Raw genomic sequence first — 23,078 nt, forward strand, 5'->3', positions numbered from 1 at the left:
TCATGGCTATCCTCGTAATCGCCGAACACGACAACAAGGTGCTGGCCCCGGCCACCCTTAACACTGTTGCTGCCGCAGCCAAAATCGGTGGCGACATTCACGTACTGGTAGCTGGCCAGGGCGCTGGCGCCGTGGCTGAAGCCGCTGCGAAAATCGCGGGCGTGAGCAAAGTCCTGAACGCTGACAATGCTGCTTACGCGCATCAGTTGCCGGAAAACGTTGCCCCGCTCATTGCTGAGCTTGGCGCTGGCTACAGCCACATCCTGGCTGCCGCCACGTCCAACGGCAAAAACATCCTGCCACGCGTTGCCGCGCAGCTGGACGTTGACCAGATCTCCGAGATCATCTCGGTTGAAAGCGCTGACACCTTCAAGCGCCCGATCTACGCCGGTAATGCCATCGCCACCGTACAGTCCAACGCTTCGGTCAAAGTCATCACCGTGCGTGCCACCGGTTTCGACCCGGTTGCCGCTGAAGGTGGTTCGGCTGCCGTTGAAGCCGTCTCCGCTGCCCACGACGCCGGCACCTCCAGCTTTGTTGGCGAAGAGCTGGCCAAGTCGGATCGCCCTGAGCTGACCGCTGCCAAAATCGTCGTTTCCGGCGGTCGTGGCATGCAGAACGGTGACAACTTCAAGCACCTGTACGCCCTGGCCGACAAGCTGGGCGCTGCGGTCGGCGCTTCCCGCGCGGCCGTCGACGCAGGTTTCGTACCCAACGACATGCAGGTCGGCCAGACCGGCAAAATCGTTGCGCCACAGCTGTACATCGCCGTCGGTATCTCCGGCGCGATCCAGCACCTGGCCGGTATGAAAGACTCCAAAGTGATCGTTGCGATCAACAAGGACGAAGAAGCACCCATCTTCCAGGTGGCTGATTACGGCCTGGTGGCAGACTTGTTCGAAGCCGTACCCGAGTTGGAGAAGCTGGTCTAATCCAGCCGCTTCACTTATAAAGAGCCCGGTCCTTGTGACCGGGTTTTTTTTTGACTTGCTGGAGAACCTCGCCATGGAACTGCGTCCCGTATTGCTGGCCCTTTCACTGCTGCCAAGCCTTGCGCTGGCCGCCGGCAAGTGTGAGCGCCTGGTGATTACCGGCAGCCCGGACGCGCCGCCTTTGCTCTGGCGTGACCCTCAAGACCCAACGCACCTGATCGGCGCCACCGCCGATGTACTGCAACAAGTCGGCAAGGACCTGGGCGTTAAAATCGACCTGCTCTACGGCGGCAAACGCTCCTCGGCCCTGGATGAAGTGCGCAGCGGGCGCATGGATATTCTCGCCGATGCGCCGCTGAACCTTGGCGAGCTGGAAACCCTCGACTACATCCACCCGGCGCTGGTGCAGATCGACTACCTGGTGTGGACGCGCAAGGATTCGCCGCTGGTTTACACCCGCGCTGAAGACTTGCACGGGCATAAAGGCGCGGTCTCCGAGCGTGCGCGCTTGAGCGTTGGTTTCGACGCCTTCGCCGCTCAACAGCTGAGCCTGCAACGTCTGCCCAGCTTGACTCCGGCGTTCCAGAAACTGCTGTTGGGTGAAGTCGACTACGTGCTGGCCGGGCGCTACTCGGGCATGGCCATGGCCCAGACGCTGGGCATGAGCAACGACCTGGTCGCCCGCGAAATACCCGTCGACCAGCCCGGCCTGTACCTGGCGATTTTCCACAACTCCGCCTGCAACGATCCGTGGCTGCGCGGACAGCTGGCGAAAAAGATGACAGAATTACCCGCGTCCGGTGTCGCGCAAGCGGCCTTGCAGCGCAACCTCGACCGCTGGAAAGCGCAATTGCAGCAACCCGTCGGCACCCCAGCAAAGTAAGGATTTTCAGTGACTCTTCGACCTCTTTTCGCGGCCCTCGCCGTTGTCGCTCTGGCGGGATGTGCAGCTGATCCTGCGCCGAATGAACAAATACGCCTCACCCAGCAGGCCTTGCAGCAGGCCAATGCCGTAGGCGCCAGCACCGATGAATCGCCTGAACTGAAACTGGCTGAAGACAAGTTCGCCAAAGCGCGGGCCGACATGGCCGACCAATCTTATAAGGATGCGCGCATGCAGGCCGAACAGGCCGAGTTGGACGCGCGCCTGGCTGAAGCGCGGGTATTGACGCGCAAAAGCCAGGAACAACTGAACGTGCTCAATACCCGCATCGCTCGCCTGCGCAAACAATTGCAGCTGGGAGAAGCCCAATGAGCCCGCTGATCCGTGGTTTGAGTGGTGTGTTGCTGCTGGGCAGCGTGGCGTTGGGCGGTTGCGCCAGCCATCCCAACAGCGAGCAGGCACTGCAACAAGCCAGCAGCGACTTCCAGAAGGTCAAGGAAGACGCGAATGTGCTGCGCTTTGCGCCCAAAGACGTGATTCGCGCCGGCGAATCCCTGGCCCGCGCCGATCGCTTGTCCAGCTACTGGGGCAGCGGCCCGGACGTGGTGCATTACGCCTACCTGAGCCAGCGCTACAGTGAGATCGCCCGCGAACACACCGAGCACGGGCTCAATGCCGAACGCGGCACCAAGCTGGAACTGGAACGCCAGCGCCTGCAACTGGCCCTGCGTGAGAGCAAGTTGGCCAGCGTGCAGCAGCAGGGCAAATGGCTCGAAGAGCAAATCGCCAGCCTGACCACCACCCAGACCAATCGCGGCCTGGTCATGACATTGGGCGATGTGTTGTTCGACACCGGTGACGCCGAGCTGCAAAACTCGGCCAATCGCACCGTGCTGAAGATCGTGCAGTTCCTGCAGTTGAACCCCAAGCGCGTGGTGCGCATTGAGGGTTACACCGACAACACCGGTGGCGAGCAGGAGAACCTCAAGCTGTCCCGCGACCGTGCGCAATCGGTGGCTGACGTGCTGATGGACCTGGGGATTGATGAAAAACGCATCCAGGTCGAGGGCTACGGTGACCAGTACCCGGTCGAGGCCAACGCTTCAGAGCGCGGCCGCGCGCAGAACCGCCGGGTGGAAATTGTGTTCTCCGACGAAAAAGGCCAGCTGGGCGCCGCTCGCTAATAACGCCTGACGCAGATCAAAATGTGGGAGCGGGCTTGCTCGCGAATGCGGCTTGTCAGTCAATGCATGTGCTGGCTGATTCGCCGTATTCGCGAGCAAGCCCGCTCCCACTTTTTTGTCCGACTTATACCCCTACAGTTTTCTCTATCACTGCCGCCCGCGCTCGACTATTGTGGCAACTGTCCCCGTACACTTCTAAACTGTGCCGGTATGTTTCACACAAAAATAAAATACCCGTGAAATCGAGTGCTGCGTCATGACCAATCTGTTGCTTTACCAACGTATCGCCCAGCAACTGGCTGAGGACATCCGGCGCGGTGTTTATCAACCCGGCGAACGTGTGCCTTCGGTGCGCAAGATGAGCTCACAGCTCAACGTCAGCCACGCCACGGTGTTGCAGGCCTACGCCAACCTGGAAGACCAGGGGCTGATTCGTGCACGGCCGCAGTCGGGTTATTACGTGCACCAGACGCCTGCACTCACGGCGCCGACGCCGGATATCGCCCGGGTTGAGCGTCCGGGGTTGGTCACGCGCAGCAGCATTATCCAGCAAGTATTGGTCGAGTCGCGCCGCGAAGGGGTGTTCCCGCTGGGCGCGGCCGTGCCGAGTGTCGACTACTTGCCGGTGCGGGCGTTGCACCAGCAACTGGCCAAGGTCACGCGTTTCCAGAGCCCGCGGGCCTTCAGCTACATGTTCAGCCCCGGTTTCGAGCCGCTGCGCCGCCAGGTGGCGATTCGCATGCGTGATGCCGGCGTGGTGGTGGACCCTTCCGAAGTGGTGATCACCCACGGGTGCGTTGATGCGTTGCAGATGTCGTTGCGCGTGCTGACGCGCCCAGGCGACTTGATCGCGGCTGAATCACCGACCTATTACGGTTTGCTGCAACTGGCCGACCTGCTGGGCCTCAAGGTCATCGAGATCCCCAGCGACCCGGCGACGGGCATGAGCCTTGAGGCGCTGCAACTGGCGGCCAACCAATGGTCGATCAAGGCCCTGGTGCTGACCACGCGCCTGAGCAACCCGCTGGGCGCGACCATGCCCGAGGAGCGGCAGAAACAGTTGCTGCGCCTGGCCTCGGATTTCGATATTCAAATTGTTGAGGACGATATCTACGGCGAGCTGATGTTCGAGCTGGGTCGTACCAAGGCCCTTAAAGCCTATGACCGCCTGGACCGGGTGATCTACTGTTCGAGTTTCTCCAAGACCTTGTCGCCTGGCGTGCGCATCGGCTGGATGATCGCCGGCAAGTACCAGCAGGAAATCCAGCGGCTGCAGATGTTCAGCACCCACTCGGCGTGCAGCGTGACGCAGATGGGCGTGGCGGCGTACCTGGAAAACGGTGGCTATGACCGGCACCTGCGCTACATCCGCCAGGAATACCGCAAGAACCTCAGCGCCTTCCAGCTGGCGGTGCAGCAGTATTTCCCCGAAGGCACGCAGATGACCCGCCCGACCGGCGGCTTTATCCTGTGGGTCAGTTTGCCGGGAAGGGTTAATACCCAGGAACTGCACGTGCGCGCACTGCAGCAGGGCATCAGCATCGCACCGGGCGTCATCTTCAGTAATACGGAACAGTTCAACCACTGTATTCGGCTTAACTGCGGCACGCCGTGGAACCGCGAGGCAGAGCGAGCGCTGATGACGTTGGGGATGTTGGCCAGCCAATTGTGCCAGGAAACTGCGGCCGGATTTTGAACCTGGGCTGAGGCGCGAAAAGGGGACACTCACATTGGCCGGCTGATCACAAGGGTTGTCATGCCGCGCTCAACAAGCGAGCATATGGCCTTCTGCCGTTAATGCTGTAGGCAATATGACCTCTATTTTTCGCGCTGTTGTGGTGATTGGCCTGTTAAGCCTGTGTAACGTCGGCACCGTCCTGGCGGCAGCCCCCGTGACTCAAAGCAAGCCCACCGCCAGCACCGAGCAGAAGGCTCCCGCGAAGAAACCGGCGTTGGCTAAAAAAGCCCCGGCGGCCAAGAAAAAAACCGCCGTCGTGAAAAAACGTGCACCGATGGCGAGCAAATCCAAATCTGCCCACGAAGTGGCCCAGACCAAACTGCCACCGGCACAGTTGGACCTGTCCCTGCCAACCGAAATGGTCAGGCACTTGCAACCCATCGGCACCATGCCTAAACCCAAGAGCGTGCCGCTGTTGCCGCCGATGTTTGCGGAAAAGCCCACCGACAACAGCGCGTTCCAGATCAATGGCCGCCTGCTCAGCAACCAAATGCAGTTGCAACTGCGTAACGAAGAGCGCCGCGACATCGAAGGCGCGGCGCTGGATTTCGAGTTCAAGCAATAAAATTGCGCGCTTGGGTGACGTACGCCTTCGACCATCTGTCGCAGACTGGTCGGTCACTTTTGTTTTGTGCGAAAAACCCCTGTTAGACCATTTTAAAACGGCTGTTTAAGGGCGTACTCTAGCCCGGCCATCCACATTGAGTCGTCGAGGACCTGCTGGTCATGAAATGCCGTGAAGGCTGTGGCGCATGCTGCATTGCCCCCTCCATCAGTTCGCCGTTACCGGGAATGCCCAATGGCAAACCGGCGGGAGAACGTTGCCTGCACCTGTCGGTCGAACAGCTATGCCAGCTGTTCGGGCAACCGGAGCGGCCGGCGGTGTGCAGTGATTTCAAGGCAGACCTTGAGGTGTGCGGCAACGATCAGGCCGATGCGATCCGTTTGATCGGCTGGTGGGAGCAGATGACGGCGGCTTGATGGGCTTTACTATCGGAACTTCAAAAATAAGGAATACAACAATGGGTTCGCTGAAACGATTGGCTGTGTTGTGCGGTTTTACGGTGTTGTTTGCTGCCACTGCCCAGGCTGAAGATTGGCAAGTCGCCAAGGACGAAGACGGTATCAAAGTGTCCTTGAGCGAAATCGCCGGCTCCAAGTACAAGGCTTATCGCGGTGTCACCGTGATCAAGGCCCCCATCGCCAAGATCCAGGCCCTGCAGGAAGACGTGGCCGGCGCCTGCGCCTGGATTCACGAATGCAAGTCGCAAAAACTGCTCAAGACCGAAGGCGACAAAAGCTGGACCTACACCCAGTTCAAGGCGCCGTTCCCGGTGACCGACCGCGACTCGATCCTTGAGATCACCACCTCCAAGGCCGCCGACGGCACCGTGACGCGCAAGCTGCTGGAAGTGCCGACCTACCAGCCCGAAGTTAAAGGTTACGTGCGTGTAGCCCAGGTAGACGGTTACTGGAAACTGGTGCCCAAAGGCGATAACCAGACCGAAGTCACCTACCAGGTGCACACCGAGCCAGGCGGCAGCGTGCCCTCATGGCTGGCCAACAAGTTCGTGGTCGACGCACCGTTTAACACCTTGAAAGCCTTGAAAGAACACGCTGAAAAATAAGCGCAGTTGATCCGGTGCCTCAGGCCTTGAGTGGAACGTTTGCCGACCGCTCAAGGTCCAGATAGATGTGAGCCCACACATGGGCTTTATCGAGGAGGCACCGATGCAAACGTGGCAGATTACCTTCGTAGATGATCACGGTGTAAAGACCGTGGAGCAGTTCGCCTGCGCGCAAAAGCCCAGCCTCGAAGACGCGGCGCACATGATCCGCAACAAGCTGGTGCCCGTGGCCGCCGAACTTGACCTCAATGACCTGGAGGGCCGCAAGCCCGAGCCTACGGTCAAGATCCTCAAAGATCAGAACAGCATCCAGATCCTCGACATCTCACCCGCCGCCTGAACATTTCCTGTAGGACCACGAAACCCCTCTGGTGGAGGTGATAGCTTCGCGCTACTCTGCAATTGAGATCAGCGAATGAATCGCTAAGGTCTGGTCTTGTCAGCTACATGCTTGTTTTCCCTCGGTGTTGTTATTGCCGTAGTACCCGCGTCAGTAGGGCGCGGGCTTCGGGAAGCACGGAAAGTCTATCCATCGGTTTGAGGAGGACGTTTCATGAGCACAGCCTATCAAGAAGACATCAGCACCAACGTACTGCGCCGGATGAAAGAAGGCGGGTTCGACTTCTCGCGTTTTCACCCCATCGAGTTCTACGCCATTTTCCCGGATGAGGAACGTGCGCGCAGGGCTGCGGGTCGCTTTCGCGGGGAATCCCTGAATGCTCAGGTCAGCGCGCGCGATGACGGCGCCTGGTACCTGGAGTTGAGCAAAATCATGTTCGCAACCTACGATGGCATAGGAGACTTCGAGCAAGACTTTGAAGCGGTGGTGGAACCGCTGGGCGGCATCATCGAAGGATGGGGCGTCAAGCAGGAGGTGCGTGGGTTACCCATGTAGTGCAATTGTGATGAGTAAAGCAGCGTATCGGCTGACCTTCGGGTCGGCCGATTTTGTGTGTGCTGTATGAAATCTCCCAACCCTGTCCCCCAGTTTTCTTGCACCAAAAAAAAGCCACCCAAACAGGGTGGCCCAAAGGGAAGAGCGGTTCGCTGAAGCTGTAGGACGCGTCCTGTTCAGCCGATGGAGGTGATTATCCGCGAGGCGGGGCGGGCAGTGAAATCAACTCTGACTATGCTGTTGATAGTCAAAACCCGCATTGTGATGAAGCGCGGGGCGTGACGGCGGGCATTCTGCGCACCAGGAAGGTGCGGGCGGAATCCGTTGTTTATTCAACTCACTGATTTTTAAGTGTTTATGCCGATGGCGCGAGCCTTGCAACACTGCTTGCGTCCGAGTGACAAGGAGTACGGCATGACCCGCACTTATTACGATGAAATGTACGACGGGGCAGGCCAGGTCCGGCCCCATTACCGCGAGTTCGCCCGCTGGTTGGCCGACACGCCGGCTGAATTGCTGGCGCAACGTCGGCGTGAAGCCGATTTGCTGTTCCACCGCGCCGGCATCACCTTCACCCTTTACGGGGACGAGCAAGGCACCGAGCGCCTGATCCCGTTTGACACCATCCCGCGCAGCATTCCCGCCAGCGAATGGCGAATGGTCGAGCGTGGCTGCATTCAACGGGTCAAGGCGCTGAACCTGTTCCTCGCCGACCTGTACCACGAGCAGCGCATCATCAAGGCCGGCATCATCCCCGCCGAACAAGTGCTGGCCAATGACCAATACCAACTGGCCATGCAGGGCTTGAACCTGCACCGTGATCTGTATTCGCACATCTCCGGTGTCGACCTCGTACGCGATGGCGACGGCACGTACTACGTGCTGGAAGACAATTTGCGCACGCCGAGCGGTGTGAGCTACATGCTCGAAGACCGCAAGATGATGATGCGCCTGTTCCCCGAACTGTTTGCGGCCCAGCGCATTGCGCCCATCGACCATTACCCCAACCTGCTGCTCGACACCCTCAAAAGCTCAAGCCCGCTGGATAACCCCAGCGTGGTGGTGCTGACGCCGGGGCGTTTTAACAGTGCGTTTTTCGAGCATGCCTTTTTGGCGCGTGAGATGGGCGTGGAACTGGTGGAGGGCGCCGACCTGTTCGTGCGTGATGACCGTGTGTTCATGCGCACCACCGACGGCCCCAAGGCGGTGGACGTGATCTACCGTCGCCTCGACGACGCGTTCCTCGACCCGCTGGCCTTCAACCCCGACTCGATGCTCGGCGTGCCCGGCCTGCTGGCCGCGTACCGCTCGGGCAATGTGGTGCTGGCCAATGCGATCGGCACCGGGGTCGCGGATGACAAATCGGTGTACCCGTTTGTCACCGAGATGATCCGTTTTTACCTGGATGAAGAGCCCATTCTGCAGAACGTGCCGACCTTTCAATGCCGCAAGCACGATGAATTGTCCCATGTGCTGGCCAACCTGCCGGACCTGGTGGTCAAGGAAACCCAAGGCTCCGGCGGCTACGGCATGCTGGTGGGGCCGGCCGCCACGGCGGCGGAAATCGAAGCCTTCCGCGCGCGCATCAAGGCCAAGCCCCACGCCTATATCGCCCAGCCGACCCTGTGTTTGTCCACCTGCCCGACCTTTGTTGAAAACGGCATCGCGCCACGGCATATCGACCTGCGCCCATTCGTGTTGTCCGGCAAGGAAACCCGCGTGGTCCCCGGCGGCCTGACCCGTGTGGCGCTGCGCGAAGGCTCGCTGGTGGTCAACTCGTCCCAGGGCGGCGGCACCAAAGACACCTGGGTGGTCGAGGATTGAACCATGTTGAGTAGAACTGCCTCGGATTTGTACTGGATGTCGCGCTATCTGGAGCGCGCGGAAAACCTCGCGCGCATGCTCGATGTCAGCTATTCGCTGTCGCTGATGCCCCAGGACGGGCGCGGTGATGGCCTGCACGAACTGGCCATGCCGCTGCTGATCACCGGCACTCTGGACGATTACCACGCGCGTCACGGCGAGTTGCATGCCGAGCGCCTGCTGCACTTTTTCGCGCTGGACGCGGCCAACCCGGCGAGCATCTACAGCTGCCTCGGCGCCGCGCGGGCCAGCGCCCATGCGGTACGTGGGCGAATTACCGCTGACATGTGGGAAAACATCAACGCCACTTGGCTGGATATTCGCGATATCGCCCGGCAAGGGCTGAGCCGTTACGGCATGAGCCGGTTTTGTGAATGGGTCAAGGAGCGCTCGCACCTGTTCCGCGGCGCCACTTACGGCACCATCATGCGTAACGACGCGTTCCGCTTTATTCGCCTGGGCACCTTTATTGAGCGTGCCGACAACACCTTGCGGCTGCTCGATGCGCGCTACGAAATGGCCGGCGACCAAGCCGCCGCCGTCACCGACGGCACGGCCCACGCCTACTATCAGTGGAGCGCCTTGCTGCGCGCCTTGTCGTCGTTCGAGGCCTACACCGAGATCTACCGCGACGCGCCCGGCGCTCGGCAAGTGGCTGAATTATTGTTGCTGCGCGCCGACGTCCCGCGCTCGTTAAGGGCGTGCAGCGAAGAGATCGACCAGATACTCGCCAGCCTGCCGGGCATCAACGGCCGCCCGGCCCAGCGCCTGGCCGCCGAGATGGACGCGCGCCTGCGTTTTACTGCGATTGACGAAATCCTCGAGGAAGGCCTGCACGCCTGGCTGACCGACTTCATCCCCTTGGTGCGCCAGTTGGGCGACGCCATTTACAGTTCCTACCTGGAGGCCGCATGAGACTCTCCATCAGCCACGAAACCACCTACCACTACGAGGACCAGGTGCGCGCCAGCATTCAGTACCTGCGCCTCACGCCCCACGACAGCGAGCGCCAGCATGTGATCAGCTGGCAGCTGGACTTGCCGCGCCCGGTGCGCGCGCAAGTCGACCCGTTCGGCAATATCCTGCACGTGCTGACCCTGGATGAGCCCCACGATGCGATCATCATTGGCGCCCGTGGCCAAGTGGATATCGACGAATTGCGCGAGGCCGAACACGAGAGCCAGTCAGCATTCCCGTTTCTGCGCAGTACACGCCTGACAGAACCCGATGAAGCCTTGCTTGGGTTTGCGCAACAGCACTGCCGGCAACGTCGCGACCGCAGCGCGTTGATCGACCTGATGCACGCGCTCAACCAAACCATGGTCTACACGCCCGGCGCCACCGAAGTCGACACCTGCGCCGCCCAGGCCTTTGCCGGTCGGGCGGGCGTTTGCCAGGACCACACCCATGCGTTCCTGGCCTGCGCACGCAGCCTGGGGATTCCTGCAAGGTATGTGTCGGGGTATTTGTACACCGAAGACAGCACGCACCTGGCCAGCCACGCCTGGGCCGAAGCCTGGCTGGATGACGCCTGGTACAGTTTTGACGTGACCAACCAACTGGCCCGACCGGAGCGGCATTTGAAACTGGCGGTGGGGTTGGATTACCTCGACGCCTGCCCGGTGCGCGGCATGCGCAGAGGCGGCGGGCATGAGCAGATGCATGCCAAGGTGTTCGTTGCGCCGACGCCGGTGGTTTCGGTGCAGCAGCAATAATCTCCAGAACGAAGCTGATCAAATGTGGGAGCGGGCTTGCTCGCGAATGCGGTGGTTCAGCAATAGTCAGGCTGACTGACCCACCGCTTTCGCGAGCAAGCCCGCTCCCACAAGGGATGTTCGCAAGGTTCAGGGTTGCTGTTTACGCCCCGCCATATGCTTCAGGTACCCCACCAGCAAATCCAGCTCGCCGTCCGGCAGTACGCTGGCGGCGAACGCCGGCATCTTCGCCTGTGGCCAATGCCGCAAGCTCTGCGGGTCGCGAATGTAGCGCTTGAGGAAATCCCCGCTGAAATACTCGGTGGGGTTGTAGGGAATATTCAGGTCCGGCCCCACCTGCGCATCACCGGCGCCATTAAGCCGATGACACGCCAGGCAATTCTTCTGGAACAGCGCAAAGCCCTGATTGACCGGGTCATTCGCCGCCAGCTTCGGGTCGGGCAACAGCGCCGGAAAACGCTCAGCCACCGTCTTCAATTGCTTGATCGCGGACACCTGGAACGGCCACTGTTCAGGGCTGATGTGCCCGGCTTGTGGGTCGGTCCATACCAAGTAGAAGGGCCCGGCACTCGGTTTGCCGTCTGCCAGCGCAGGCCATGGCTGGGCCGGGTCTTCGACTGCCAGCCAGGCGCGGGCGCCGTGTTTCTCCAGCAACGGCGCAGCGGTGAGTTCGGCGGCAAATCCATCCAGGGCCACGGCTTGCAGAGGGTTCGCAGGCTTGAGTCCCTGCAGGAGAGAGGCCAGCGGCACGGCGCGATAGGTCATAGTGCGCTTGTAGGAAACGTCATCGACGATCTGCACCGTCTGCGCATCCGGGTGCTTGAGCAGGTCGGCGGTCTGCCAGGTCTTGCGGGTGTGGTCGAGTTCGATGGTCAATTGCGCGGCCGTTGCCGGCAGGGCCAACAGCAAAGCGAGGATGGCAAGGATTGGTTTCAAGGGACAGCCCGGTTCGAAGTGGCGATGACGCCTACGATAGCGGAAATCTGCACGCAAAAAGACAGCCCCTGCAACAGGACCGCTATGCGCAATGTCCCGGCAGGTGCTGCCAAAAACTGCAGTCCTGATGCTGTGTGTGCACGGAATCCGGAGGCTTAATCGTCACCCGATAACCTTGGTTAAATTGGGCAAGATCAGAATCAGTGTGGTGGCGAACAGAATAAGTCCCGCCTGACGTACTTTCGAATGTTTAAACATGGCTGACTGCCTTTTGTTGTTATTCCTGAGCGTCAAATGCGTGCCGATGTATTTCAGTATCGCGATGTGACGTTGCACTTTTCTTACAACTGCCCCAGCAAAACCCGGCAGCAGCTTCCTACTGATTCAACCTTAGAGCCCTCGTTCTTCGCGGCTTAGATCCATTTCATATCAGCTAATCAGTATTTGCGCTAAAAACGGCATGAGGCTTATTGCCATCTTGGCGCCAGCCCTAGGGCTAGACAGCTAAAACGATTAATCAGCGGTTTCCCATAGCTGCCTACCGTTCGTCCGAGCGAGGGGGTCAAAAGCAATGAGCGCATCCGTCATTGAAACCGTGTCAATCGGGCCTGAAGGTAGGCACACACGCACTGGCTGCTCGAGGATGTCATGACCCAAGCTTTGATCTTTGATGCGATACGTACGCCCCGTGGCAAAGGCAAGGCCGATGGTGCCCTGCACAGCGTCAAACCGGTCAACCTGGTGGCGGGCCTGCTGACGGCGCTGGCGCAACGCAGCGACCTCGACACGCGCCAGGTGGATGACATCGTCCTCGGCTGCGTCACCCCGGTGGGCGACCAGGGCGCCGATATCGCCAAGACCGCCGCGCTGGTGGCCGACTGGGACGTCAGCGTCGCGGGTGTGCAGATCAATCGCTTCTGCGCCTCGGGCCTGGAAGCGGTGAACCTTGGCGCAATGAAAGTGCGCTCGGGCTTCGAAGACCTGGTGGTGGTCGGCGGTGTCGAGTCCATGTCCCGCGTGCCCATGGGCAGCGACGGCGGCGCCTGGGTGCTCGACCCGCAGACCAATCTGCACAGCCACTTCACGCCTCAGGGCATCGGCGCGGACCTGATCGCCACACTGGAAGGCTTCACCCGCCAGGACGTCGACACCTTCGCCCTACAGTCCCAGCAGAAAGCGGCCAGGGCTCGTGCGGACGGTTCCTTCAACAAGTCGCTGATCGCGGTGCAGGACCAGAACGGTATTGTGCTGCTGGACCACGACGAATTTATCCGTAGCGACTCCACCCTCGAAGGCCTCGGCAAGCTCAAACCGAGTTTCGAAATGATGGGCCAGATGGGTTTCGATGCCACTGCGTTGCGGGTCTACAGCCATGTGGAGCGTATCCACCATGTACACACGCCGGGCAACAGCTCCGGCATCGTCGACGGCGCCGCGTTGATGCTGATCGGCTCCGAGGCCAAGGGCCGCGAGCTGGGCCTGCAACCGCGGGCGCGCATCGTCGCCACGGCAGTCACCAGCACCGACCCGACCATCATGCTCATCGGCCCCGCACCGGCGACGCGCAAGGCGTTGGCCAAAGCCGGTCTGCGCGTTGAAGACATCGACCTGTTCGAGGTCAACGAAGCGTTTGCTTCCGTGGTCCTCAAGTTCATCAAAGACATGGGGGTCGACCCCGCCCGAGTCAACGTCAATGGCGGCTCCATCGCCATGGGCCACCCGCTGGGCGCCACCGGCTGCGCGATTCTCGGCACCCTGCTCGACGAGCTGGAAGTGCGCCAGCAGCGCTACGGCCTGGCCACCCTGTGTGTCGGCGGTGGCATGGGTATCGCCACCATCATCGAACGCCTCTGAGCCCAAGGAATTTGTCATGACCGAAGCCATTCGTTACGAAAAAGGCCAGGACCAGATTGTGGTGCTGACCCTCGACATGCCCGGCCAGAGCGCCAACACCATGAACGGCGTGTACCGCGAGGCCATGGCGGCCACTGTCACACGTCTTGAGGCGGAAAAGGCCGACATCGCCGGCGTCGTTATCACCTCAGCGAAGAAGACCTTCTTCGCCGGTGGCGACCTCAATGAACTGATCAAAGTCGACAAAGCCCACGCCAAGGCTTTCTACGACAGCGTGCTGGTGTTGAAGGCGCAACTGCGCCGCCTGGAAACTCTTGGCAAACCGGTGGTGGCCGCGATCAATGGTGCAGCGCTGGGCGGTGGCTGGGAGATTTGCCTGGCGTGTCATTACCGCGTGGCGCTGGATGACCAATCCACCCAGCTTGGCCTGCCGGAAGTCACCCTCGGCCTGTTACCGGGCGGCGGCGGGGTAGTGCGCATGGTGCGCATGCTCGGGTTGGAGAAGGCTTTGCCGTATTTGCTGGAAGGTAAAAAAGTGCGGCCGCAGCAGGCTTTGCAGGCGGGTTTGATCAATGCGCTGGCGGCAAACCTTGATGAACTGCTGGCCAAATCCCGCGCCTGGATTTTGGCGAACCCCGAGGCCAAACAACCGTGGGACAACAAGGGATACCAGATCCCCGGCGGCACACCGTCAAATCCAAAAGTTGCGCAAATGCTGGCCATCGCCCCGTCGATTTTGCGCAGTAAAACCAATGGCTGCTTCCCCGCGCCGGAGAAAATTCTCTGTGCGGCTGTGGAAGGTGCCCAAGTGGATTTCGACACCGCGCACCTGATCGAAACCCGCTACTTCACCGAACTGGTCACCGGGCAAGTGGCGAAAAACATGATCGGCACCTTCTGGTTCCAGCTCAATGAGATCAACGCCGGCAGCTCACGGCCCAAAGGTTTTGCCCCTTATATCACGCGCAAGGTGGGCGTGCTGGGCGCCGGGATGATGGGCGCAGGCATTGCGTATGTGAGTGCCTGTGCGGGCGTCGAGGTGGTGCTTAAGGACATTAATCTGGCGGCGGCCGAGAAGGGCAAGGCGCATTCGGCGGCGCTGCTGGACAAGAAAGTCAGCCGTGGGCAATTGACCGCCGAACAGCGGGAAAGCACCCTGGCGCGGATTCATCCTACGGCCTCCGATGCCGACCTGGCCGGTTGCGACCTGGTTATCGAAGCCGTATATGAAGACCGTGAGCTCAAAGCCAAGGTCACGGCGGCGGCGCAAAGCGTGGTCGGCAGCGAGGCCGTGATCGCCTCTAATACCTCCACCTTGCCCATCAGCGGCCTGGCGACAGCGGTGCCCGATCAAGGCAAATTCATCGGCCTGCATTTCTTCAGCCCCGTCGACAAGATGCCGCTGGTGGAAATCATCAAGGGCGCCCACACAAGCGACGAAACCCTGGTTCGAGGTTTTGATTTCGTCCTGCAAATCAAGAAAACCCCGATCGTGGTCAACGACAGCCGTGGCTTCTTCACCTCGCGGGTGTTCGGCACCTTCACCAACGAAGGCATCGCCATGCTCGGCGAAGGCGTGTCCGCGCCGATGATCGAAACCGAGGCGCGCAAGGCCGGCATGCCGGTGGGGCCGCTGGCGGTGTCGGATGAAGTGTCCCTCAGCTTGATGAGTCATATCCGACAGCAAACGGCGAAGGATCTGCAAGCCGAAGGCAAAGCGCTGCCGGTTCACCCTGCGACGGCTGTGATCGATCTGTTGGTGAATGAATACAAGCGCATGGGCAAGGCGGCAGGCGGCGGTTTTTACGACTACCCCGCAGGCGGGCACAAGCATCTGTGGCCCGAGCTGAAAACCCGCTTCGAACAAGCCGGCAAACAGATCTCAGCGCAGGATGTGCGCGACCGTTTACTGTTTATCCAGGCGATTGAAACCGTGCGGTGCGTGGAGGAGGGCGTGTTGCTGTCCACGGCGGATGCCAACGTGGGGTCGATCTTCGGCATAGGTTTTGCCGCGTGGAGCGGCGGCGCGCTGCAGTTTATCAACCAGTATGGCCTGAACGACTTTATTGCCCGGGCGCGTTACCTGGCCGAGCAATACGGGGAGCGGTTCTCGCCGCCGGCGTTGTTGCTTGAGAAGGCTGCACGGGACGAAACCTTCCAGTGATCAAAATGTGGGAGCCGGGCTTGCCCGCGATAGCGGTATGCCAGCCACTGCAATATCGGCTGATATGACGCCATCGCGGGCAAGCCCGGCTCCCACAAGTGTTCACTCGGTGGGACTTGCTTTGCTGGGGTGTTTCAAGGCAGGCTCTGGGCTGTGCATTATTCCCATCACCGTGTCAGGTATTTTTTATGTCGCTACGCGTCTGTATCCTGGAAACCGATATCCTGCGTCCAGGCTTGATCGATCAATACCAAGGGTACGGGCAGATGTTCAAGCGCCTGTTCTCCAAGCAACCGATTGCCGCCGAATTCGTCATCTACAACGTGGTGCAGGGCGAATACCCGCCTGCCGACGAGGTGTTTGACGCCTACCTGATCACCGGCAGCAAGGCCGACTCCTTCGGCACCGACCCGTGGATCCAGACCCTCAAAACCTACCTGCTGGAGCGCTATAAGCGTGGCGACAAGCTGCTGGGCGTGTGTTTCGGCCACCAGTTACTCGCGCTGCTGCTGGGCGGCAAGACCGAGCGCGCCAGCCAAGGCTGGGGCATGGGCATCCACGACTACAAGCTCAACGCCAAGGCGCCGTGGATGAGCCCGGTGGTGGAAGAACTGACCTTGCTGATCAGCCATCAGGACCAGGTCACCACGTTGCCGGCCAACGCCACCGTGATCGCCTCCAGCGATTTCTGCCCGTATGCCGCGTACCACATCGAAGACCAGGTGCTGTGCTTCCAGGGCCATCCGGAATTTATCCACGACTATTCCCGCGAGTTGCTGGAGATTCTTCAGACAACACTCGGCGAAAAGGTCTACACCCACGGCGTGGCCAGCCTGGCGCGTGACCACCATGGCGCTACCGTGGCGGAATGGATGATGCGCTTTGTCGCCCACAAGCCAGATACGGCGGTTTAAAGCCAGCCCGAGCGTTTAAAGCTGGCCCATAAACTGGTGCAGCCCACCGCAATCAACCCGAGCACCGCAAAATAGCCGTAGTGCCATTGCAGCTCGGGCATGTTCTGGAAGTTCATCCCGTAAATCCCCGCCACCGCCGTGGGGAACGCCAGAATCGCCGCCCAGGCGGCGAACTTGCGCTGCACCACGCTTTGCCGTGAAGCCTCCAGTAACACACCAATCTCGATGGTCTGGCTGGCGATGTCGCGCAGGGTGGTGAGGTCTTCCATCTGCCGCGTCACGTGGATCTGCACATCACGAAAATACGGGCGCATATTCTTGTCGATAAACGGGAAACTGAGCTTCTGCAGCTCCTGGCTGATCTCCACCATCGGCGCCACATACCGCTTGAGGCGCAGCACATCGCGGCGCAGGCCATGCAGGTTCTGGATATCGCGCTCGCTCAGGGAACTGCACAGCACGTTGCGTTCCAGCTCATCAATCTCGGCGTGGATCGCTTCGCTCACCGGTTGGTAGTTTTCGGTGACGAAATCCAGCAGCGCATAGAGTACGAAATCTTCCCCATGCTCCAGCAACAACGGCCGCGCCTCACAGCGCTGGCGCACAAAACCGTAGGACGCCGAGTGACCGTTGCGCGCAGTGATGATGTAGCCATTGCCGGCAAAAATATGGGTTTCGATAAACTCCAGCTTGCCGTTCTCGCGCACCGGTGAATAGGTGACGATAAACAGCGCATCGCCGAAGGTTTCAAGCTTGGGGCGGCTGTGTTTTTCCAGGGCGTCTTCGATGGCCAGTTCATGCAGGTTGAACTGGCGTTGCAGGTTGGCCAGTTCCTGGGCGTTGGGTTCTTCCAGGCCGATCCACACGAAGTGGTCGGGTTTAGCGGCCCAGGCGGCGCCTTCGTCGAGGGTGATATCCGTGACTTTCTTACCGGCGCTGTAAACGGCTGCCGCAACAACTCTACCCATGGTGCTGATCGCTTCTTGTTAGGAGGACAGGTGTTGGGCAGCTTAGCTGGAGGGGAGTTCTATTGTTGCGGCATTTTGCAGTTCGCGGTCCATTGCCGCGATGCAGTCTTCCATCTGCGCCTGACAGGTCTGCATCAGCGCCGGGATGTCATCCGAAGTCAGCCCACAGGTTGGAATCGGCGGCAACGAGCGTATGAGCACGCCACCGCTGTTCCAGCGATTGAGCTGCATATGCTTGACGTAAGTGCTGGCGCACACCTGCACAATCGGTACGCCGGCCGCAATTGCCATATGGAACGCGCCTTTCTTGAACGGCAGCAAACCGTTACCCAGGTTGCGCGTGCCTTCGGCGAACACCCAAATCGAGGTGTCCTCATGCTGCAAGGTCTGTGTGGTGGTAAGCATCGCCCGGCGCGCCTTGTGCGCATTGCCGCGGTCAATCAACACGTTGCCCGCCAGCCAGAACAACTGGCCGAACAACGGCACCCACTTCAGACTCTTTTTGGCGATACACACGGTGCGATGGGGCACCACGTTGCCGAATATAAACAGGTCATAGTTGGACTGATGGTTGGCGATGACCACACAGGTGCCGGGCTTGTTACGCAGCGAGTCGACATCGGCCTTCAGGTGCAGGCCCAGAATACGCATGGCAGGCAATGCATAGAGGCGAGCACACAGGCGGCTGTTGTCCGGGTTGAACGGCCGGCACACACCCAAAAGCACGCCCAATACCCCGGCGACCATAAAGTGCAGGCCCATCAACAACATACGTAACAGAAAAAGCATCGACACAGCCCATCGGGACAAAAGGTGGCGCAGTGTACGGATGTGCACTGTATTCGGCAATTGCCCCTACAGACGTAGGAGATAGGCGATGTTTAAGCACATGTTTCAACGTCTGCCGACACAGCCCGACTAGAGCGGCTAAAGACGTTTCGGATTTATTTGTAAGAAAAAGCCCGACTCAAGGTCGGGCTTTGGCACATCAGCGATAGGGCATTAGCCCAGGTTGTGGCCCTGATCCTGAATAATTGCATCATCCAGGGCTTCCAGCAGTGCCTTACGCACCTTCAGCTTGGTGTGCTTGTGGGCATTCATATTGATCTTCTTCAACTGCCGCGCCGCTTCCAGGGCCGCTGCGTGCAACTCATCCGGCGCCACCACCTTATCCAGGAAGCCAGCGCCCAACGCGCCCTGCGGATCAAACATCTCGGCATTGATCACCGAACGATGAAACGCAGATTTACGCAAACGATCCCGCGCCAACTCGATACCGGCGTGGTGCATGGTCATGCCGATCGCCACTTCGTTCAGGCCAATGCTGAACGGGCCTTCCACACCAATCCGGTAATCCGCCGACAACAGCAGGAACGCACCCTTGGCCACCGCATGCCCAGGGCACGCCACAATCACCGGAAACGGGTGCGACAACAGGCGCCGCGCCAACGTCGAACCCGACGTCACCAGGCCAATGGCTTCTTTGGGCCCGGCCGTCATCACCTTCAAATCATAACCACCCGACAGAATCCCCGGCGTACCGGTGATGATCACCACCGCCCGATCCTTCTCGGCCTGATCCAGCGCAGTGTTGAACTCAGCAACCACTGCCGGAGAAATGGCGTTTACCTTGCCGTTGCTCAAGGTCAGGGTCGCGATACCGTCTTCGAAGTGGTAGGCAATCAACTCACTCATGACGCGGTTCCTTGTAGGAATTGTTATAGATAGGCTGTTAATAGAAGCGCATGCGCAGACGTTACCCACCACGCCCGCCCTGGTAAAGCGCCGTGACTGACTACACAGTCAGACTTTTGCCGCTTGCCCAAGGGTAGACGGCCCGCAGCAGGGCACAGCCGCCGTGCCAGACGCCCACGACCAATGCCCAAGAATGGCAGATTCACCGCCCCTCACCAGGCGAGTCACGGCATAACCGTCTAAGCGCATGAAAATTCTGAAAAAAACCTTTGCCATCAGAAAGGCTTTCGACTACATTAGCGCGCCTCGACAGACTGAACTGGTTTGACGAGATACGGTGAAGTGTCCGAGTGGCTTAAGGAGCACGCCTGGAAAGTGTGTATACAAGAAATTGTATCGAGAGTTCGAATCTCTCCTTCACCGCCACATTAAGTAAACACAAACCCCTGATTTTCCTAGAGAAAGTCGGGGGTTTGTGGTTTTTGGCGTTTGAAAAAGAGCCGTTTGGGAACATGCCTGGGAATACACCTCGCCAGACAGGGCTGCGCTAGCAAGCGTACTGAGGAATCGAAAAAGCAAAACGGGGGACGGTTTTTTTATTCTTCAAGCACCCCTGTGACAAACAAAACCCCTGGTTTCGTGAGAAGTCAGGGGTTTTATAGTTTCTGGCGTGTGAAAACGTGTCTTTTTTAAATCATGCGGCGCAAGGCATATCCATGCGCCGGCCTATCACGTCCAGCAAGTCGCAGCCATCGCGTAACGGGATTGAACACAGCAAGGCAAAATCACTGAGAACAACGGCATCACTGCTGATCTCGCTGCGCAGTGCAAGGTTCTCAAGGACTTGGGTGACGGCACGCAGCCGAAAACTCGCGGCGTCGAGGAGGATTTCCAGGGGGACGGTGGTATCGACAAAAAGAGCAGGGGTGGCGCTGTCGTTGCTGGTGAGGGCTATGTATTGGTTCATGCGTTAAGTCCGTTCACTTAGAGGAATATGAGCCACGCATTTGTCGCCAAACAAAAGGTGGCCGCTGTACGCAGGTTGGCGAACCGGTTTAAGAACGGACAAAGACCGGCAGACCCGAAGGTCTCCCACGCACAGCTGCCGTTGAGCAGCTTATTGCGTGCAGGCGCATCCCGCAAATCTGCCGGGAGACTTCTGCCGTCTTAATAGTCGAGTCGCCAAACCCGGCCGCCATGTGGGCGACCGAGTGACTATAGGCTCGACGATTTTGAAGTGCGAGGCCGACGCTTCTGAACGGTTTGTAGGACGTTGCCTGGATTGCTGGGCATGGGCAGTCCTACCTACGAACCCTGCAACCTTGAGAGCGGCAAATCGAGTAAGCGTTTGAAATTACACTTGTGCTAGGGAAATTTTTTCTCTAGCGTCCACCTCCATGTCGACCCTTCACAGTGGACGAAGCTGGAAATAAAAATCTATCCCGACGACCACGCACCGCCGCACTTTCACGTGCAGACGCCGGATGGCGAGTCGTTGGTTCAGATAGAAGGGCTTGTTGTGCTCGGTACGGGGGCAGAAACAAAGGCCTTGAAAGCCGCCCTGCTTTGGGCAAAAGCTCATATCGCGGATCTCAAGCGCGTATGGGATGAACAAAACCGGAGGAACTGACTTATGACCAGCAAGCTTCGCATCTCTGCTGTGCAACCAGTTGCCGGCAAGCATGCCTTACAGATCGAATGGAATAACGGCAAGCGGCATACCGTTGATCTTCTCGATCATATAAATGCCTTTTCGGTCCTCAAACCTCTTCTGGATTTGGCTCGATTTAGCCAAGTAGAAGTCGGTGAGTGGGGGTTTGATGTGACGTGGGGTAACGACCTCGAACTGTCAGCTGTCACGCTGCACCGTCTAGCATTGGAGCAATCCGGTGAGGTGATGCTGACACAGGATTTCCGGCAGTGGATGCTCAGTAACAACCTGTCCCTTTCCGCAGCGGCTGTGGAGTTGGGGTTCTCTCGCAGGACCATCACCGCCTATAGCAGCGGCGCTGCTTTGATTCCCAAGCATGTGGGGCTGGCGTGCAAGGGCTGGGAGTACGAGCATAAAGGTTACAAAGGGCACTACGCCTGAAGGTCCCGGTATTACGCAAAAAGGGCGGTCAATTGAGCCGCTCTAATTCATTTTGTTGAAAAGCTACCGTCCTGTGCGATGTGTACACATGATCAGTAGACGCGCGCAATGAGTAGGCACATACCTGGATTAAGGTAGTCCATTTCTGAAACGTTAAAACCACCCCTCTGCACGTCTTACCTACGCCGTTACGCTTTCTTATAGTCCTGCGCCTCAGCCACTTGGAGGTGCACGCATGCAGGGACCCTACGCATTTATCAATGAAAATCCCCAGCCTTATCCATTGCTTAAACTAAGCCTGGCGCTTGATCCGTATACACACACCAAGTTCGACACCCTCAACCAGCACATTCGCAACACGGTGGTGTTGCCGGGGCAATTGGTGATCATCGGGGATAGCCGAACCGCCGCTTGCACCGCTGAAGAAGCACAGCTGATGCGCTCGGCGCAAAATATAAAGCTCGCCCTGTTGGCGCACTCCGCAACTGACCAATTTCTGATCAAAAACTATGATCAGGTGCAGGCCATCTTGACCTATTCGTCCCTTGGCATCGGCAGTGCCAGCAGTGCATGGAGCAAGCATTTGGCGCAAGTTGAGAAGACCCTTATCGAAATCGAGGATTTGCATAAGCAGTATTTGAGCAAAGGTACCACTGGGGCGAGGGAGGAGTTTTTGGTTAAGCGAAGGTCGCTGTTTGCCAAGTTGGATAGCCAACTCTCGGGCATGGCGCGCTTTGGTACGGGGTTGAAAAACGAAGGTTCGATTAAAAAGATGTTGGGGATTTCCAGTAAAAGCTATTGGCACCACGGAGAAATTCGCGGGTACGAGGAAAGGGTCAAGCATTTGGCCAAGGCCTCGCAAATATTGAAGAAGGGGACTTACATTGGCATAGCGCTGGATGTTGGGGCGACGGCGCTGGAGATAACGGAGGCGTGTTCCACGGGGCGTGAGCAAGCGTGTACGCAGGCGACGTATGTTGAAGGGGGTAAGTTAGTGTTTGGAGTCGGTGGTGCATCGTTAGGTGGAAGTATAGGTGCCTCTGTAGGAATAGGCGCCTGCATGGTTGTTTTCGGCATACCTACAGCAGGTGCCGGAGCCTTGGGGTGTGCCATCGTTGGCGGCGCCACAGGCGGACTCGTTTTAGGCAAAGCTGCAAGCGCTCTCGGAGAAAGCACGGGAAAAGTTCTCTATGAGGCGGTGAGGGATTAAATGGTCTTCGAATACATCGGCATGTGTGCGGGCGTCATCATGCTGCTCAGCCTTCCTCTCACTTTTTTTGTCATGTTCAAAAAGCTCGATGCAGCAGAACGCTTTGTGGAGCACAGCGACTATGTAGCCATGCACAAGCGCATTTTTCGTAATGCTCCATTTGAAGGCCGACAAGTGCGCGTATTCGCCATGGCCACCATCATTCTTATGCCAAAAGTACTCCAATGGAGGCGTTTAGTGCGGGTTGAGGACGTTGAAAAAATCCCACGACATCTCAAATATTGGATGGTCATACCGACACTGATTGCTTTCACTTCCGCTACCGTCATGTGTGTCGCCTGGCTTTTTATAGAAAACTAATCCGCCTTTTTGGGCGACTGTCTTTCGCCCTTTCCCATATTGTCATC

General features: G+C 58.9%; 25 protein-coding genes and 1 tRNA gene. 21 read left to right on the forward strand and 5 right to left on the reverse strand.

Annotated elements, in window-relative coordinates; translation table 11 throughout:
• Nucleotides 1-2: 2 nt before the first annotated feature.
• From BLV67_RS12915 to BLV67_RS12975, 13 genes are all read left to right on the forward strand, one after another.
• Nucleotides 3-932, forward strand: a complete 930-nt coding sequence (locus tag BLV67_RS12915; protein ID WP_069787977.1) for an electron transfer flavoprotein subunit alpha/FixB family protein — start codon at nucleotides 3-5, stop codon at nucleotides 930-932.
• Nucleotides 933-1,005: 73 nt separating this feature from the next.
• Nucleotides 1,006-1,815 (forward strand): substrate-binding periplasmic protein, encoded by an 810-nt coding sequence (locus BLV67_RS12920; RefSeq protein WP_069788028.1) that lies wholly within the window; start codon nucleotides 1,006-1,008, stop codon nucleotides 1,813-1,815.
• A 9-nt stretch (nucleotides 1,816-1,824) separates the two neighbouring features.
• Nucleotides 1,825-2,187: a DUF4398 domain-containing protein gene (locus BLV67_RS12925; protein ID WP_069787978.1), complete on the forward strand. Its 363-nt coding sequence runs from the start codon at nucleotides 1,825-1,827 to the stop codon at nucleotides 2,185-2,187.
• On the forward strand, nucleotides 2,184-2,999 hold the full coding sequence (locus tag BLV67_RS12930; RefSeq protein WP_069787979.1) for an OmpA family protein: 816 nt from the start codon (nucleotides 2,184-2,186) through the stop codon (nucleotides 2,997-2,999). Before BLV67_RS12925 ends, BLV67_RS12930 begins: the two co-directional genes overlap by 4 nt.
• A gap of 256 nt (nucleotides 3,000-3,255) precedes the next feature.
• Nucleotides 3,256-4,695, forward strand: a complete 1,440-nt coding sequence (locus BLV67_RS12935) for an aminotransferase-like domain-containing protein (RefSeq protein WP_017138335.1) — start codon at nucleotides 3,256-3,258, stop codon at nucleotides 4,693-4,695.
• Between the two features lie 115 nt (nucleotides 4,696-4,810).
• Entirely contained in the window at nucleotides 4,811-5,302 is a 492-nt protein-coding gene (locus BLV67_RS12940) for a translation initiation factor 2 (RefSeq protein ID WP_069787980.1), read from the forward strand.
• Nucleotides 5,303-5,463: 161 nt separating this feature from the next.
• Nucleotides 5,464-5,718: a YkgJ family cysteine cluster protein gene (locus BLV67_RS12945; RefSeq protein ID WP_017138333.1), complete on the forward strand. Its 255-nt coding sequence runs from the start codon at nucleotides 5,464-5,466 to the stop codon at nucleotides 5,716-5,718.
• A 41-nt stretch (nucleotides 5,719-5,759) separates the two neighbouring features.
• Entirely contained in the window at nucleotides 5,760-6,365 is a 606-nt protein-coding gene (locus tag BLV67_RS12950) for an START domain-containing protein (RefSeq protein ID WP_065929924.1), read from the forward strand.
• A gap of 103 nt (nucleotides 6,366-6,468) precedes the next feature.
• The gene (locus tag BLV67_RS12955; RefSeq protein WP_026013791.1) at nucleotides 6,469-6,705 is read left to right on the forward strand and encodes a hypothetical protein; all 237 of its coding nucleotides are present in this window, start codon (nucleotides 6,469-6,471) and stop codon (nucleotides 6,703-6,705) included.
• Nucleotides 6,706-6,918: 213 nt separating this feature from the next.
• A complete protein-coding gene (locus BLV67_RS12960) occupies nucleotides 6,919-7,260 on the forward strand; it encodes a ribonuclease E inhibitor RraB (protein ID WP_003193463.1) in 342 nt (113 codons plus the stop codon).
• A gap of 414 nt (nucleotides 7,261-7,674) precedes the next feature.
• Nucleotides 7,675-9,084: a circularly permuted type 2 ATP-grasp protein gene (locus BLV67_RS12965; RefSeq protein ID WP_069787981.1), complete on the forward strand. Its 1,410-nt coding sequence runs from the start codon at nucleotides 7,675-7,677 to the stop codon at nucleotides 9,082-9,084.
• Between the two features lie 3 nt (nucleotides 9,085-9,087).
• On the forward strand, nucleotides 9,088-10,038 hold the full coding sequence (locus BLV67_RS12970) for an alpha-E domain-containing protein (protein ID WP_056861611.1): 951 nt from the start codon (nucleotides 9,088-9,090) through the stop codon (nucleotides 10,036-10,038).
• Nucleotides 10,035-10,838, forward strand: coding sequence for a transglutaminase family protein (locus BLV67_RS12975; protein WP_065929922.1), 804 nt, complete (start codon nucleotides 10,035-10,037; stop codon nucleotides 10,836-10,838). Before BLV67_RS12970 ends, BLV67_RS12975 begins: the two co-directional genes overlap by 4 nt.
• 129 nt (nucleotides 10,839-10,967) lie before the next feature.
• Here the strand turns inward: BLV67_RS12975 and BLV67_RS12980 are convergent, their stop codons facing one another.
• A complete protein-coding gene (locus tag BLV67_RS12980; protein ID WP_069787982.1) occupies nucleotides 10,968-11,774 on the reverse strand; it encodes a c-type cytochrome in 807 nt (268 codons plus the stop codon).
• A gap of 648 nt (nucleotides 11,775-12,422) precedes the next feature.
• Here BLV67_RS12980 and BLV67_RS12985 point away from each other — a divergent pair.
• The 3 genes from BLV67_RS12985 to BLV67_RS12995 all read left to right on the forward strand — a co-directional run bounded on the left by BLV67_RS12985 (nucleotide 12,423) and on the right by BLV67_RS12995 (nucleotide 16,706).
• Complete coding sequence (locus tag BLV67_RS12985) at nucleotides 12,423-13,628, forward strand: acetyl-CoA C-acetyltransferase (RefSeq protein ID WP_069787983.1); 1,206 nt, start codon at nucleotides 12,423-12,425, stop codon at nucleotides 13,626-13,628.
• Between the two features lie 16 nt (nucleotides 13,629-13,644).
• Complete coding sequence (locus tag BLV67_RS12990; protein ID WP_069787984.1) at nucleotides 13,645-15,792, forward strand: 3-hydroxyacyl-CoA dehydrogenase NAD-binding domain-containing protein; 2,148 nt, start codon at nucleotides 13,645-13,647, stop codon at nucleotides 15,790-15,792.
• A gap of 188 nt (nucleotides 15,793-15,980) precedes the next feature.
• Entirely contained in the window at nucleotides 15,981-16,706 is a 726-nt protein-coding gene (locus BLV67_RS12995) for an amidotransferase (protein WP_065929918.1), read from the forward strand.
• Here BLV67_RS12995 and BLV67_RS13000 read toward each other — a convergent pair.
• The 3 genes from BLV67_RS13000 to BLV67_RS13010 all read right to left on the reverse strand — a co-directional run bounded on the left by BLV67_RS13000 (nucleotide 16,703) and on the right by BLV67_RS13010 (nucleotide 19,369).
• Nucleotides 16,703-17,674 (reverse strand): magnesium and cobalt transport protein CorA, encoded by a 972-nt coding sequence (locus BLV67_RS13000; protein WP_065929917.1) that lies wholly within the window; start codon nucleotides 17,672-17,674, stop codon nucleotides 16,703-16,705. The two genes, BLV67_RS12995 and BLV67_RS13000, sit on opposite strands and share 4 nt — an antisense overlap.
• Nucleotides 17,675-17,716: 42 nt before the next feature.
• Nucleotides 17,717-18,463 carry a lysophospholipid acyltransferase family protein gene (locus BLV67_RS13005; RefSeq protein ID WP_065929916.1) on the reverse strand — a complete coding sequence of 249 codons (747 nt, stop codon included), beginning with the start codon at nucleotides 18,461-18,463 and terminating at the stop codon, nucleotides 17,717-17,719.
• 213 nt (nucleotides 18,464-18,676) lie between these two features.
• Nucleotides 18,677-19,369: a crotonase/enoyl-CoA hydratase family protein gene (locus BLV67_RS13010; RefSeq protein ID WP_069787985.1), complete on the reverse strand. Its 693-nt coding sequence runs from the start codon at nucleotides 19,367-19,369 to the stop codon at nucleotides 18,677-18,679.
• 336 nt (nucleotides 19,370-19,705) lie between these two features.
• Between BLV67_RS13010 and BLV67_RS13015 the strand changes: the two genes are divergently transcribed.
• A tRNA-Ser gene (locus BLV67_RS13015) sits at nucleotides 19,706-19,795 on the forward strand.
• A gap of 268 nt (nucleotides 19,796-20,063) precedes the next feature.
• On the opposite strand, the gene BLV67_RS13020 is transcribed toward BLV67_RS13015, so the two are convergent.
• Complete coding sequence (locus BLV67_RS13020; protein ID WP_065929915.1) at nucleotides 20,064-20,336, reverse strand: short-chain dehydrogenase; 273 nt, start codon at nucleotides 20,334-20,336, stop codon at nucleotides 20,064-20,066.
• A 468-nt stretch (nucleotides 20,337-20,804) separates the two neighbouring features.
• Here BLV67_RS13020 and BLV67_RS33675 point away from each other — a divergent pair, with 468 nt between their 5' ends.
• The 4 genes from BLV67_RS33675 (at nucleotide 20,805) to BLV67_RS13040 (ending at nucleotide 23,031) form a co-directional block, all read left to right on the forward strand.
• Nucleotides 20,805-20,999, forward strand: coding sequence for a DUF4160 domain-containing protein (locus BLV67_RS33675; protein WP_074854473.1), 195 nt, complete (start codon nucleotides 20,805-20,807; stop codon nucleotides 20,997-20,999).
• Nucleotides 21,000-21,002: 3 nt separating this feature from the next.
• Entirely contained in the window at nucleotides 21,003-21,461 is a 459-nt protein-coding gene (locus BLV67_RS13030) for a DUF2442 domain-containing protein (protein WP_065929914.1), read from the forward strand.
• 235 nt (nucleotides 21,462-21,696) lie between these two features.
• Nucleotides 21,697-22,671, forward strand: coding sequence for a hypothetical protein (locus BLV67_RS13035; RefSeq protein WP_069787986.1), 975 nt, complete (start codon nucleotides 21,697-21,699; stop codon nucleotides 22,669-22,671).
• Complete coding sequence (locus BLV67_RS13040) at nucleotides 22,672-23,031, forward strand: hypothetical protein (protein ID WP_065929913.1); 360 nt, start codon at nucleotides 22,672-22,674, stop codon at nucleotides 23,029-23,031. It begins immediately after the preceding gene.
• Nucleotides 23,032-23,078: the final 47 nt, after the last annotated feature.

Origin of the sequence: Pseudomonas salomonii (assembly GCF_900107155.1) — a bacterium.
In the GTDB taxonomy this organism is placed as follows: Bacteria; Pseudomonadota; Gammaproteobacteria; order Pseudomonadales; family Pseudomonadaceae; genus Aquipseudomonas; species Aquipseudomonas salomonii.